The organism is Aquicoccus porphyridii (assembly GCF_008369105.1).
GTDB lineage: Bacteria > Pseudomonadota > Alphaproteobacteria > Rhodobacterales > Rhodobacteraceae > Aquicoccus > Aquicoccus porphyridii.
Genome location: NZ_VINQ01000004.1, coordinates 92,835 through 106,725, shown reverse-complemented (window position 1 = coordinate 106,725; position 13,891 = coordinate 92,835). Strand labels below are relative to the sequence as shown.

The 13,891-nt window shown below is 64.6% G+C and carries 12 protein-coding genes; 6 read left to right on the top strand and 6 right to left on the bottom strand.

The window, feature by feature from the left end:
• Positions 1-14 precede the first annotated feature (14 nt).
• From FLO80_RS07650 to FLO80_RS07640, 3 genes are read left to right on the top strand one after another with little or no spacing between them, the layout of a single operon-like run.
• Positions 15-1,430: a YcjX family GTP-binding protein gene (locus FLO80_RS07650; RefSeq protein ID WP_111365297.1), complete on the top strand. Its 1,416-nt coding sequence runs from the start codon at positions 15-17 to the stop codon at positions 1,428-1,430.
• Positions 1,427-1,876, top strand: coding sequence for a GNAT family N-acetyltransferase (locus tag FLO80_RS07645; RefSeq protein WP_111365294.1), 450 nt, complete (start codon positions 1,427-1,429; stop codon positions 1,874-1,876). Before FLO80_RS07650 ends, FLO80_RS07645 begins: the two co-directional genes overlap by 4 nt.
• The gene (locus FLO80_RS07640) at positions 1,873-2,877 is read left to right on the top strand and encodes a YcjF family protein (RefSeq protein WP_111365291.1); all 1,005 of its coding nucleotides are present in this window, start codon (positions 1,873-1,875) and stop codon (positions 2,875-2,877) included. The genes FLO80_RS07645 and FLO80_RS07640 overlap by 4 nt, the downstream gene beginning before the upstream one ends.
• Positions 2,878-3,143: 266 nt before the next feature.
• Here FLO80_RS07640 and FLO80_RS07635 read toward each other — a convergent pair whose 3' ends face one another.
• Positions 3,144-3,551, bottom strand: a complete 408-nt coding sequence (locus FLO80_RS07635) for a group III truncated hemoglobin (protein WP_111365713.1) — start codon at positions 3,549-3,551, stop codon at positions 3,144-3,146.
• Between the two features lie 244 nt (positions 3,552-3,795).
• On the opposite strand from FLO80_RS07635, the gene ileS reads away from it, so the two are divergent.
• Together ileS and FLO80_RS07625 are read left to right on the top strand one after the other, a co-directional pair.
• A complete protein-coding gene (ileS, locus tag FLO80_RS07630; protein ID WP_111365288.1) occupies positions 3,796-6,741 on the top strand; it encodes an isoleucine--tRNA ligase in 2,946 nt (981 codons plus the stop codon).
• 71 nt (positions 6,742-6,812) lie between these two features.
• A complete protein-coding gene (locus FLO80_RS07625) occupies positions 6,813-7,265 on the top strand; it encodes a methylated-DNA--[protein]-cysteine S-methyltransferase (RefSeq protein WP_111365285.1) in 453 nt (150 codons plus the stop codon).
• A 122-nt stretch (positions 7,266-7,387) separates the two neighbouring features.
• Here the strand turns inward: FLO80_RS07625 and FLO80_RS07620 are convergent, their stop codons facing one another.
• The 4 genes from FLO80_RS07620 to fsa are packed head-to-tail and all read right to left on the bottom strand — an operon-like array spanning position 7,388 to position 10,430.
• Entirely contained in the window at positions 7,388-8,092 is a 705-nt protein-coding gene (locus FLO80_RS07620) for a CDP-alcohol phosphatidyltransferase family protein (protein ID WP_111365282.1), read from the bottom strand.
• A gap of 17 nt (positions 8,093-8,109) precedes the next feature.
• Positions 8,110-9,033, bottom strand: a complete 924-nt coding sequence (locus FLO80_RS07615; RefSeq protein WP_111365279.1) for a tyrosine recombinase XerC — start codon at positions 9,031-9,033, stop codon at positions 8,110-8,112.
• Complete coding sequence (locus FLO80_RS07610; RefSeq protein ID WP_111365276.1) at positions 9,030-9,737, bottom strand: DUF484 family protein; 708 nt, start codon at positions 9,735-9,737, stop codon at positions 9,030-9,032. Before FLO80_RS07610 ends, FLO80_RS07615 begins: the two co-directional genes overlap by 4 nt.
• Positions 9,738-9,776: 39 nt before the next feature.
• On the bottom strand, positions 9,777-10,430 hold the full coding sequence (gene fsa / locus FLO80_RS07605; RefSeq protein ID WP_111365274.1) for a fructose-6-phosphate aldolase: 654 nt from the start codon (positions 10,428-10,430) through the stop codon (positions 9,777-9,779).
• 87 nt (positions 10,431-10,517) lie between these two features.
• Between fsa and FLO80_RS07600 the strand changes: the two genes are divergently transcribed.
• Positions 10,518-12,713, top strand: coding sequence for a primosomal protein N' (locus FLO80_RS07600; protein WP_111365272.1), 2,196 nt, complete (start codon positions 10,518-10,520; stop codon positions 12,711-12,713).
• Between the two features lie 16 nt (positions 12,714-12,729).
• Here FLO80_RS07600 and FLO80_RS07595 read toward each other — a convergent pair whose 3' ends face one another.
• The gene (locus tag FLO80_RS07595; protein ID WP_111365270.1) at positions 12,730-13,791 is read right to left on the bottom strand and encodes a YeeE/YedE family protein; all 1,062 of its coding nucleotides are present in this window, start codon (positions 13,789-13,791) and stop codon (positions 12,730-12,732) included.
• Between the last annotated feature and the right edge of the window lie 100 nt (positions 13,792-13,891).

Sequence of the window (13,891 nt, the reverse complement as noted above, 5' to 3'; positions counted from 1 at the left end):
AAAGGGGCGCCCACGTGGTCATTTCTTCGCTGGCAGATGGCATCGCGCGCCGGGTCGAAACGGTGGGCGGCGCGGTCTCCGAGGCATTCTTCGAACCGGTGATCCGTCTGGGCGTGACCGGGCTGGCCCGGGCGGGCAAGACCGTGTTCATCACCTCGCTCATCGCCAACCTGATGGACCGGGGGCGGATGCCGGGGCTGGCGGCACAGGCGCAGGGCCGCATTCGCGCCGGTTTCCTGCAACCCCAGCCCGACGATACCGTGCCGCGCTTCGACTACGAGACCCATCTTGCGGCCCTCACCGGCTCCGCACCGCACTGGCCCGACAGCACCCGCGCCATTTCCGAATTGCGCTTGTCGCTCAGGGTGCAGCCCGCGGGCCTCCTGTCGGGGCTTTCGGGGCCGCGCACGGTGCATCTCGACATTGTCGATTACCCGGGTGAATGGCTGCTCGATCTGGCGCTTCTCGACAAGGATTATGCCGAATGGTCCGCGTCCGTGCTGTCGCGAATCGAGGGGCGGGCACAGGCGGCCGAGTTCCTCGCACAGGCCGGCGCCACCGATGCCACCGCCCCGCTTGACGAGGCACAGGCACAGGCGCTGGCCCGCAGCTATACCCAATATCTTGGGGCCGCGCGCGACGCCGGATTCCATGATTGCACGCCGGGGCGCTTCCTTCTGCCCGGCGATCTGGCGGGCAGTCCGGCGCTGACATTCGCGCCCATGCCGCGCGCCGACCGCGCTCCGCGCGGCAGCCTCTGGCGCGCCTTCGAGCGGCGCTTTGACGCCTACAAGGCGCGCATCGTCAAACCCTTCTTCCGCGATCATTTCGCCCGGATCGACCGGCAGGTGGTGCTGGTCGATGCGCTGGGCGCGATCCACAAGGGGCCGCAATCGGTCGATGACATGCGCCACGCGATGGCCGAGATCCTCGGCGCCTTCCGCCCGGGCCGCAACGCCTTTCTCAGCCGGTTGCTGATGGGCCGCCGGGTCGAGCGCATCCTCTTTGCCGCGACCAAGGCCGACCACCTGCACCATGCCCAGCACCCGCGCCTGACCGCGATCATGCAGGCGATGCTGCGCGAGGCGGTGGATCGCGCCGATTTCGCCGGGGCCGAGACCCGGGCCATGTCGATCGCGTCACTGCGCGCCACGGTCGAGGAAACCCGCACCCATGACGGGCGCGAACTGGACTGCGTGCGCGGGCGGCGGCTCGACACCGGCAAACAGGCGGCGTTCTTCGCGGGCGATCTGCCCGAAGACCCGGGCCGGCTCTTGGCCCCGGCGCGGGAGGGCGCGCAGAAATGGCTCGATGCGGATTACTCGGTGATGCAGTTCGCCCCCGCGCCGCTCAGCCTCAAACCCGGTGACGGGCCGCCCCATATCCGGCTCGACCGGGCGGCGGACTTCCTGATCGGGGATCGGTTGTGAACGGCACTGGTGCGAGGCCCGGCCCGGCACGGCTCTGGCATCTGGGCGCGATTGCCCGGATTCTCTGGCTCGACACCGGCGCGGGCAAGGGTGCGTGGGCGCGGTTGTCGGAGCTGATACTGCTGGCGCGGCTGGTGCGTGCGGGCAAGGTGCATGTGCTGCCCGCGCGGGTGGCGGGCACGCGCGGGTTCATCATCCGCGATGGCGCGCGTATCCATGCGCTCTATACCCACCCCCGGGCCCGGCGGCAGGGCATCGGCTCGCGGCTTTTGGCCGAGGCACAGACATGCGCGTCGCGGCTTGAACTCTGGACCGGGCAGGACAATGTCACCGCCCGTGCCTTTTATGTGCGCCACGGCTTTTATCCCGCGCGGTTCTCGAACGGGCTGGGCAATGACGATGGCCTGCCCGATGTGCAGATGATCTGGGAAAGGAATGCGCCATGACCAACGGCCCCGTCCTGATCGACCTTGAAGAGCCGCCCGAAAGTGGCCCGTCCGAGGCCCCGCCCGTGCCCGACGAGGCCCCGCCCGAGGGCCGCGCGATGCAATCGGTCGCGGCTCTGGCCACGGCGCGACCCTCGCGGTTGGCGCGCTGGTTCTGGGGGCTGGCCGGGCTGATCCTCACCACGGTGGTTTCGGTCGCGGCATGGGATTTCGTCACCGACCTGATCGCCCGGTCGCCGATACTCGGCTGGGCGGTCACGGCGCTTGTGGCGGCATTCGTGACCGTCCTGTTGATCATCGCCCTGCGCGAATTGGCCGCTTTTTCAAGGCTCAAGCGGATGGACCTCATCCACCGCGCCGCCACCGAGGCGCTGGCGCGCGATGATCTTGCCGCCGCCCGCGATGTGCTGGCGCAACTCGACGCGCTCTATGCCGGGCGCGATGCACTCAGATGGGGGCGCGAGCGGCTGGCCGAGCGCGCGCCCGACCAGTTTGATGCGGGCACGCTTCTGGGGCTGGCCGAGGCCGAGTTGATGACCCCGCTCGATGCCCGCGCCCTGCGCGAGGTCGAGGCCGCCGCGCGGCAGGTCGCCATGGTCACCGCGCTTGTGCCGCTGGCGCTGGCCGATGTGGCGGCGGCGCTCACCGCCAATATCCGCATGATCCGCCGCATCGCCGAGATCTATGGCGGCCGATCCGGCACACTGGGAAGCTGGCGACTCGTGCGCGCGGTGCTCACTCACCTGGTGGCCACGGGGGCGGTCGCGGTGGGCGATGACATGCTGGGCAGCCTCGCGGGCGGCGGGCTTCTGAGCAAGCTGTCGCGCCGATTTGGCGAAGGCGTGGTCAACGGCGCGCTCACCGCCCGGGTGGGGGTGGCCGCGATCGAGGTCTGCCGCCCGCTGCCCTTTGCCACGACTCGGCGTCCCTCGGTCTCGGCCCTGGTCGGGCGGTCGCTCCGCGGGCTGTTCGACGGCGGCAAGGGCAAGGGCGAGGCATAAACGTCGCGGTCAGATCCTATTGCGTGTCGTTTCTGACCGGATTCAACCAATTCCGGAGACGCCGGACGAAAGGGCAGCACAGGGCCGCAGTCGGGTGCTCACACCATCGGCGCAGAGCAGTTTATCTTGCAACGTCTCCCCCGCTCGAAGCGGCGCGCATCCTATCAAAAGCACCCGGCCGGGGGGCGGCCGTGTGCTGCCCGGGCGGCTTCGCCGCTGTTCGTGGCGCGAGGAAACTCGATGAAACGCGATGCGCCCCGGTTACCCTATCGCAGGATCGGCACACCCCCCGGGCCCTGCATCCGCTCGACCACGCCCGCACGCAGCGACCGCCCGATGCGATGGGCCAGCGCCGACCACGCCGCCGCCTGATCCGCGCGCAGCTCCTCTGCCAGCACCCGGTCGAAGAGCGCCAGCCAGGTGTCGAACATGCCGGGGCGCACATCGCCTGCCGCGCGATGCACCGCTACCGGATTGCCGTCGTAAACCCGTTCATGCAGGATCGCATTGGCCCAGAAATCCACGATCCGCGCTTCATGCGCGGGCCAGTCACCGACATGCGCGGCAAAGACCGGCCCCAACCCGGGATGCGCCCGGATGCGGGCATAGAATCCCGCGACCACACGCGCGATCTCGTCGCGGGTCACATCGAATCTCGGGGGCAGTGTCGCCATGGCATTTCCTTTCCGCGTCCCGGTCAGCCTATCGCCCCGGGGTGACAGCCGAAAGAGGGTGCGCAGACACTGGACCATGCCCGCAACCGCGCCTATAACGCCGGGCAAGATGACAGGTTTCGCGATCATTATCCGAATTATTTCCCCGGCGCCCTGATCCAGCGGGCCGCCGGGCAAAGGCGCATGACACAGCGCGCCGATCTCGAATCCTTCCATTCCTCGAATTCAAAGTGAGACCACGGTCATGGCCGACAAGACCCCCGCACAGACCCCGGATTACAAAGACACGCTCAACCTGCCGCAAACCGATTTCCCGATGCGCGCGGGCCTGCCCAAGCGCGAACCCGAATGGCTCGCCCGGTGGGAGCGGATCGGCATCTACGACCGCCTGCGCGAGAAATCCGACCGCCCCGATTTCGTGCTGCATGACGGCCCGCCCTATGCCAACGGCCACCTGCATATCGGCCACGCGCTCAACAAGACGATCAAGGACATGATCGTGCGCAGCCACCAGATGATGGGCCACGATTCACGCTATGTCCCCGGCTGGGATTGCCACGGCCTGCCCATCGAATGGAAGATCGAGGAACAATACCGCGCCAAGGGGCTCGACAAGGACAAGGTCGATGTCGTCGCCTTCCGCCAGGAATGCCGCAGCTTCGCCGAAGACTGGATCGACATCCAGCGCGAGGAGTTCAAGCGCCTCGGCATCACCGGCAACTGGGCCGATCCCTATCTCACCATGGATTTCCACGCCGAGGCGGTGATCGCCGAGGAGTTCCAGAAATTCCTGATGAACGGCACGCTCTATCAAGGCTCCAAACCGGTGATGTGGTCGCCGATCGAGAAAACCGCGCTGGCCGAGGCCGAGGTCGAGTATCACGACAAGGAGAGTTTTACCGTCTGGGTGAAGTTCCGCGTCGCCGGTGCCGATCATTTTGCGGAGAAAAGCGCCTGTATCGACACCGATCTTCTGGGCGCCTCCGTCGTGATCTGGACCACCACCCCCTGGACCATCCCCTCGAACAAGGCGGTGGTCTATGGCGCGGACATCCCCTATGGCCTTTACGAAGTCACCGACACGCCCGAAGAATGCTGGACCGCGCCCGGCGACCGCTTCATCCTCGCCGACAACCTGGCCCATGACACGCTCAGCCGCGCGCGACTGACCGATGGCATGTGGAAACGCCTGCGCGACGTCACCGCCGACGAGTTGTCGGGCCTTTCCCTCCTGCATCCGCTCGCCCATGCCGAAGGCTCGAACGGTGAATGGGACGATCCCCGTGATTTCCGCGCGGCCGATTTCGTCACCGACGAGGAAGGCACCGGCTTCGTCCATTGCGCGCCGAGCCACGGGATGGAGGAATACGAGCTTTACCGCGATCTCGGCATGCTCGAACAGGTCATCACCTATAACGTGATGGACGATGGCAGCTTCCGCCCCGATCTGCCGTTCTTCGGCGGCAAACGCATCCTCACTGAAAAGGGCAAGGAAGGCGACGCCAACAAGACCGTGATCGACAAGCTGGTCGAGGTCGGCGGCCTTCTGGCGCGCGGCAAGATCAAGCACAGCTATCCCCATTCCTGGCGCTCCAAGGCGCCGGTGATCTATCGCAACACGCCGCAATGGTTCGCCGCCATCGACAGGCCGGCGGGCGGCGACAACACCCACGGCGAAACCATCCGCAGCCGCGCGCTCACCTCGATCAACGATCTGGTGAAATTCACCCCCCAATCGGGGCGCAACCGGCTCTATTCGATGATCGAGACGCGCCCCGACTGGGTGTTGTCACGGCAACGCGCATGGGGCGTGCCGCTCACCTGTTTCGTCAAGAAGGGCGCGCTGCCCACGGACGCCGATTTCCTTTTGCGGGACGAGACGGTGAACAAGCGCATCGTCGACGCCTTCGAGGCCGAGGGCGCGGATGCGTGGTATAAAGAGGGTGCCAAGGACCGGTTCCTCGCGCCCGACTACACCCCCGATGAGTGGGAACAGGTGTTCGACGTGCTCGACGTCTGGTTCGACAGCGGCTCGACCCACGCCTTCGTCTTGCGCGACCGCCCCGACGGCACCCCCGACGGCATCGCCGATGTCTATATGGAGGGCACCGACCAGCATCGCGGCTGGTTCCATTCCTCGATGCTTCAGGCCTGCGGCACGATGGGCCGCGCGCCCTATCGCAACGTGGTGACGCATGGCTTCACCCTCGACGCCAAGGGCAACAAGATGTCCAAAAGCCTGGGCAACACCATCGTGCCCGACGAGGTGGTCAAGCAATATGGCGCCGACATCCTGCGCCTCTGGGTGGCCCAGACCGATTACACCGCCGACCAGCGGATCGGCCCGGAAATCCTCAAGGGCGTCGCCGACAGCTATCGCCGGTTGCGCAACACCATGCGCTTCATGCTGGGCAGCCTCGCCCAGTTCGACGAGTCACAGCGCGTCGCCCCCGAGGACATGCCCGAGCTTGAGGCTTGGGTGCTGCACCGTCTGGCCGGGCTCGATCACAAGGTGCGTACCGGCTACCGCGCGTTCGATTTCCAGGACGTGTTCTCGGCCATCTTCAATTTCTGCACGGTGGACCTCTCGGCCTTCTATTTCGACATCCGCAAGGACGTGCTCTATTGCGACGGCGACAGCCACCGCGCCCGCGCCGCGCGCACGGTGCTCGACATCCTGTTCCACCGCCTGACGACGTGGCTCGCGCCGATCCTCGTCTTCACGATGGAGGATGTCTGGCTCTCGCGTTTCCCCGGCGATGACGGCTCGGTGCATTTGCAGGACATCCCCGAAACGCCCGCCGACTGGCTCGACGAGCCGCTGGCGGCGAAATGGGCGATGATCCGCCGCGCACGTCGCGTGGTGACGGCGGCGCTCGAAGTGCAGCGCGCCGAAAAGGTGATCGGCGCTTCGCTCGAAGCGGCCCCGGTGGTGCATGTGCGCGACGCCGAGATGCTGACGGCGCTGAAATCGGTCGATTTCGCCGATCTCTGCATCACCTCGGCCATCTCGCTCACCGCCGATCCGCTCCCGCAAGAGGCGTTCCGCCTGCCCGAGGTCGAAGGCGTGGGCGTGGTCTTCGAAAAGGCCGAGGGGCAGAAATGCGGGCGCTGCTGGAAGATCCTGCCCGATGTGGGCCTGCACAGCCATCCCGGCGTCTGCGGGCGCTGCAACGCGGCGCTGGGGTGATCCGTTCGGACGGGCAGGGTGGGGTTTCAACCCACCTTCCCGACCGTCGACTTTGCTGACATCATCCTCCCATGCCGCGACTCACGCTTGATACGCCCACCGGCCCGCTCACCGTTACCGAAACCGCGGGCGTGATCACGGCCGTGACATGGGGAGCGGGCGGAACCGATGAAACCCCGCTCCTGACCGAGGCGCGGGCACAGCTTGCCGCCTATTTCGACGGCACCCGTAACCGTTTTGAGTTGCCGCTGCGGGTCGAGGGGTCGGAGTTCCAACGTGCCGTCTGCGACGCGATGCTGGCCATTCCCCCGGGCGAGACCCGGACCTATGGCGACATCGCCCGCGACCTCGATCACCCGGCGCAGGCGGTGGGTCAGGCCTGCGGCGGTAATCCCATCCCCGTGATCATCCCGTGCCACCGGGTTCTCGCGGCGGGTGGTCTGGGCGGATATTCCGGCGGTGGTGGTATCGAAACCAAGGTCTGGCTCCTGCGCCATGAAGGGGCTGCGGGCCTGTTGATCTGAGGCCACACCGCGCGCCGCGTTAACCGGATTTCGCCCATCCGCCACCGCATTTGCCCGGCAGCCGGGCGACAGCCGGATGGCAGCCGGGAGTCACCCCCCCGATTTCGGCGAGAAAACGCGCGTTAACCCTGCGGGACGCTGCGCTCGGGAATGATTTGCTGCGCAATCCCTGCGAACAGCAGGTAAACACTGGTCAGGATCAGCCCCCAACTGGCCCAGCTTTCGGGATCGAAATCCACCCAAGCCGCCCACCCGGCAAAGAAGGTCCATGCAAAAGCCATTGGCAACGTTAGATTTTTCCATCTCTTGGTGCGCACCGGGTGAACGAATTTGAGCGACGTGAACATGCTCGCCGCCAGGATGACGATCAGCGTGAGACTGACCCAGAAATTGGGTTCCAGCGCAAAGATCACGATCGCCAGCATGTTCCAGCACCCGGGAAACCCGGAAAAGGAATTATCCTTTGTTTTCATACGTGTATCTGAGAAATACAAGGCCGAGGTATAGGTGATCACGATGATCGCCGCCCAGCCGGTCCACCCCCCGAGCAGGCCCGATTCAAACAGCGCATAGGCCGGAATGAACACATAGGTCAGATAGTCGATAATCAGGTCCAAAAGCACCCCGTCGAACTCGTCCGCGTGTTGCTTGACATGGTATTTGCGCGCCAACGGCCCGTCGATCCCGTCGACCGCAAAGGCCACCACCAGCCACAGGAACATCAGGTCCCAGTTGTGCCCCGCCGCGGCCAACATCGCCAGCATCGCGAAAACCGCGCCGGTCGCGGTCAGAAGATGAACGGATAAAGCTTTGAAATGGTTTGACATGTTACACTTCCCGATACTCAGCCCGCCTTGGGATGGGCCTTGTCGTAAACCTCCATCAGCCGGGCCTGGTCGACACTCGTATAGGTCTGTGTCGTTGAAAGCGAAGCATGGCCCAGCAGCTCCTGTATGGCGCGCAAATCTCCGCCCGCGCTCAGCAGGTGCGTGGCGAAACTGTGGCGCATGGCATGCGGCGTCGCACTTGCCGGAAGGCCCAGCTGCATCCGGGCCCGCGCCATGGTTTTCTGCACCGCCCGGGGCGCCAACCTGCCACCGCGCACCCCGCGGAACAAGGGGGCGCCCGGCTCTTTCGGCCATGGACACAGGTCGAGATAGCGTGCCACGGCGTCGCGCGCGGCAGGGATCACCGGGATAACCCTTTCTTTACCTCCCTTGCCCACAATCCGCAGGACATCGGGCAAAGGCGCATCCCGCCCATCCAGCCCCAGCGCCTCGGAAATCCGCAACCCGCAGCCGTAAAGGAGGGTCAGAACAGCCATGTCGCGCGTCGCGACCCACGCCTTCAGCGACTGAAGCTCGATCGTGTCGATCATCGTGCGCGCCGCGTCCTCGGCGAGTGGGCGTGGCAGTTTATTCTGGAATCTTGGGGCGCGCGCGGCAAGAACCGCCGAAATTTCGGCGCCCTCGCGTTCGGACAACCAGCGCAGAAAGCTCTTCACCGCCGACAGCTTCCGCGCCATCGAGCGCGGGCCGATCCCTTGCCCACGGGTGAACGCCATCCAGCTTCGCATGTCCGACACGCTCAGCTTCATCAGCGGCTTGATCCCCTGCGCCTCGCCCTTGTGCTCGGTGATGAAGGCCAGGAAACCGGTCACGTCGCGCGCATAGGCGTCAACGGTGTTTTCCGAAGCCCCCCTGAGCGCCTTTTGTCCGGCAAGCCACGCCTCGAGTGCTGCGCGGGCGGCGGGTGAAATCAGGCTCATGCCAGCCAGCGGCGCATCGCTCGTTCGAACACGCCTGCGAAAAATGAAAGAAGATCAGTGCCTTGCTGTGGAGTGAACTGGTGCGGGTCTTCCGATCCCATGATCAGCATGCCGGGCAAACGGCCCTCGCCGAAATCGAGTTTCAAGCAGGCTTCGGAGCGAATCCAGCCCGCCATCTCGCCGAAAATCGTGTCATTGCCCTCGTTGACCTGTCGCAACGTCACCTGCCGCACCGGCGCGTCACGCCCGACCGTGAGGTAATGGTCGATATATCCCGGTTCGGCCACCGACAGCACGTCGCCCAGTCGTTGCACCACCGGGTCCTCGTCATTCTGAACCGATTCAAGCACCAGCTTGATGGAATCGACTCGCAGGATATCGGCGACTTCGCCCCCGAGATCCCGCAGGAACACCTCGAACTCCAGCGGATCGAGCATCCGAAGGATCGCCCGATGCACCTGGTTGGTGCCCGCAAGGTTCTCATAGGCGGCGGCGATGACCGAGCGGTGCGTATCTTCCAACCGGTCGAGACGCGCCTCGAGCCGCTCCATCGCGATCCCCCGAAGGTCAACGATATTGCCACCCATTGCGCGTTCGTTCGCCGCGATCAAAGCATGCATAACATCCTGATCTTCAAGAATGAAATCCGGATCCGTGATGATTTTCTCGCGAAGGGTGTCCTCCATCCGGGGCTTGCTGCTCATTGTGTCCTCTATATATATTTCGGCCTTTATAACATGCCTTTACAGGATTTTCTGCCCCGTTTTTTTCCAATCCGCCATAAAGGCGGCAAGGCCCTTGTCGGTCAGCGGGTGATGGACCATCGCCTTGATCACATCGGGCGGCGCGGTGATCACATCGGCCCCGATCCGGGCGCAATCGGCGATATGATTCACGCTGCGGATCGACGCGGCAAGGATCTCGGTCTCGAAGCCGAAATTGTCATAGACCTGCCGGATATCGGCGATCAGTTCCATCCCGTCGAGATTGATATCATCCAGGCGCCCGATGAACGGGCTGATGAAGCTGGCGCCGGCCTTGGCCGCCAGAAGCGCCTGGTTGACGCTGAAACACAGGGTCACGTTGACCATGTGGCCCTCCGTGCTCAGCACCTTGCACGCCTTGAGCCCGTCCCATGTCAGCGGCACCTTGATCGTGATGTTGTCGGCGATCTTTGCCAGTTTGCGACCCTCGGCAATCATCGCCTCGGCCTCGGTTGCAACCACTTCGGCACTTACCGGGCCATCGATCAGGTCGGCAATTTCTTTCGTGACTTCAAGGATATCACGCCCTGATTTCATGATAAGCGAGGGGTTGGTCGTCACCCCGTCGGCCATGCCCAGATCGTTCAGTTCCGCAATCGCGTCGATCTCGGCGGTATCAACAAAGAATTTCATGGCATCTGCCCCGGTAAAGGTTGGGTTTTGTCTCGAGCCGATTTACCCGATACGAATAGCTCTCGAAACCCCTAACCCGGAGTGGCCATGGGCCGACAGGACTTTTTTGACGAGGGAGATCTGGTTGCGGTGCTGACGACACAGCCGCTCGACCGGCTGCTGGATTACAAGGCGCCGGAAGGAGGCTGTCATCTGGGCGCCTTCGTCGAGGTGCCGCTTGGTCCGCGCAAGGTTCCGGGCGTGGTCTGGGCGCGCGGGCGGGGCGATTTCGACCGCTCGAAGATTCGCTCGGTGATCCGGGTGCTGGACGTGGCGCCGATGCGCGCGGAAATGCAGATGTTTCTCGAACGTGCGGCGGATTACACCCTGACGCCGCTGCCCGCGATGCTGCGGCTCGCCACCCGCGCGCCGGGGCTGGGCGATCCACCCTCGATGCGCAAGGTCTATCGCCCGGGCGACGTAACACCCGACCGGATGACCGATGCCCGCCGCCGGGTGCTCTCTGCGTTGCAGGAGTATGGCGGTTTGTCTTTTACACTCAAGGAGTTGAGCGAGGCGGCAGGGGTCACCCCCTCGGTGGTCAAGGGGCTGGTCAAACAGGGTGCTGTGCGCGAAGAGGACAGCCCGCGCGATCTGCCCTTTCCGCTGCTCGATGAAGACCGCACCAGCAAAACCCTGACCGAGGATCAGAGCACCGCTGCCGAGCACCTGCGCCACGGCATCCGGTCGGGCGCCTATGGCACGACGCTTTTGCGCGGGATCACTGGGTCGGGCAAGACCGAGGTCTATCTCGAAGCGGTGGCCGAGTGTTTTCGTCAGCGGCGTCAGGCGCTCGTCCTGCTGCCCGAGATCGCGCTCAGCGCCGAATTCATGGCCCGGGTCGAGGAACGGTTCGGCGCGAAATCGGCGGAATGGCATTCAGGCGTCACCATGACCGAACGTCGCCGGACATGGAAAATGGTCGGGCAGGGGGGGGCGCAACTCGTCGTGGGGGCGCGTTCGGCGCTCTTTCTACCGTTCCTTGATCTGGGGTTGATCGTTGTCGATGAAGAGCATGACACCTCTTACAAGCAAGAGGATGGCGCGCTTTACAATGCTCGCGACATGGCCGTGCTGCGCGCGTCGATCTGCGGTGCGCAGGTGGTGCTGGCCTCTGCCACGCCCAGTCTCGAAAGTTGGGCCAATGCGCAAGCGGGCAAATATGCCAAGCTGGAACTGACCAGCCGCTTTGGCGAGTCCGTGCTGCCCGAGATGCGTGCCATCGACATGCGCGGCGCCGATCTGCCCTCCAACCGCTGGATTTCCCCGCGTCTTGCCGGGGCGGTGCGAGAGCGGATCGAACGCGGCGAACAATCGCTTTTGTTCCTTAACCGTCGCGGTTACGCGCCGGTGACGATCTGCCGGGCTTGTGGGCACCAGATCGGTTGTGACCATTGCGATGCGCGCATGGTTGAACACCGCTTTCTCAAGCGACTGGTCTGTCACCAATGCGGTGAGACAAAGCCCATGCCCGATGTCTGCCCCGCTTGCGGGGGCGAGGATCGGCTTGCCCCGGTTGGCCCCGGGGTCGAGCGATTGCAGGAAGAAGCGAGCGAGTTGTTTCCGGACGCGCGGGTTGCGACCCTGTCATCCGATCTGTTCGGCTCGGCCCGCGCACTGAAAGAACGTATCCGCGAGATTGCCGAAGGTGGAGCTGATATTGTCATCGGCACTCAACTTGTTGCCAAGGGGCACAATTTTCCCCTGCTGACCCTTGTGGGGGTAATCGACGCTGATCTTGGGCTCCAGGGCTCGGATTTGCGCGCCGCGGAACGCACATTCCAATTGATGCGGCAGGTTTCGGGCCGGGCCGGGCGGGCCGACAGGCCGGGCGAGGCGTTATTGCAGACCTATCAGCCGGAACACCCGGTGATCCGCGCCATTCTGGCGGGGGACGAGGAGGCGTTCTGGCGCGCCGAGGCCGAAGAGCGCCGCCATGCGGGGGTGCCGCCCTATGGCCGCATGGCCGGGATCATCCTGTCTTCGCCTGACATGCAGGAGGCCTTTGACGCAGGGGCTGAACTGGCCCGCAACGATGCCCATCTGCGCCGGATCGGGGCGCAGGTGTTTGGCCCCGCACCCGCGCCCGTGGCGCGTATCCGCGGGCGTCATCGGGTGCGGCTTCTGGTCAAGGCCGCAAAGGGCGCTGCGCTGCAACAGGCGGTGGCCGCGTGGATCGCACAGCTCAAACAAGGGCCGAACCTGCGCCTGACCGTCGATATCGACCCGCAGAGTTTCTATTGACGCGGTTCGTTTGGACTCAGGCGGTGGCGGCCACCCGGGGCTGATCGACGATGATATCAGTCAGCATCGCGCCCACCCACATGCAGAAAAGCGCAAGCCAGGCCGTGCCCGCAAAGATCGACCCGCCGGTCACGCCCGCCCCGATGGCACAGCCTCCGGCCAGCATCGCGCCAAAGCCCATCAACACCGCGCCGAACATCGACCGGCGCATGCTGGATTCGTCGGAAAACCCCTGAAACCGGAACTCGCGGGTCAAGATCGCCGCCAGAAACGAGCCGAGGACCACCCCCGGTACCAGTCCGATGTCGAATTCCAGCACCGCGTTCCGGTCGAGAAAGAACATCAACGTATTCGCGGAAGGCCCTGAGAAGGTGGCACTTTCGATCGGTACGGGATCGAATGCGATCTGGCTGAGCGAGAAAGTCAGAACCCAACCCAATGCAACGGCAAACCCCACGCCCGAGGCAAAGACGAGGCGCGAAAACCCGATCCGGTGACGATAGGAGATATAAAGCGCGAGGGCGGCCGTTAAGAGACCGAGCACCAGACCGGTATTTTGCGGGACTCCAAAGAAGACCAGAAGATCGAGGTTGCGCCCGCCTTCGGTGGTCCAGAGCGTGGCGAGATAATCGCGCAGCGGCGCAAGCCACCCCGCAAGCGACATCTGTGCCACCACTGCAAAGACCAGCCCCGAGACGACCGAACGCAGGTTTCCGGTCGCTGCCAGCACCAGAAGCCGCCCCGAACAGCCCCGGGCCAGCACCATGCCCACGCCGAACAGCAATCCACCGATGATTGCGCCCGACCAGCTTCCCGTGACGGCCATCATCCGGGCCTCGTCACTGCGCATCAGGCCCAGGAGTTTCGCCCCCTGCACCCAGACAAGGGCGGTCGAAAACGTCAAAAGCCACACCGCCACCTTGTCCTGCATCAAGCCACGGGCAAATTCGACTGCCGCCGCACGCAGGCAAAACCGCGATCGTTGTGCGGCAACCCCGAAAACGATCCCCGTGATCAGCCCGAACAGGGCGGCTGTCGGGCTTTCACCGATGCGCTCGACGAGGGGGATCAGGTCCATGGGCATGTCTCTTGCTTGTTCCGGAGAACATATGCGTGAGTTTTGATGTGTTTCCTTGATCCAGATCAGATGGGCTGGGCAATCCCGGTGAAAAGTCGTA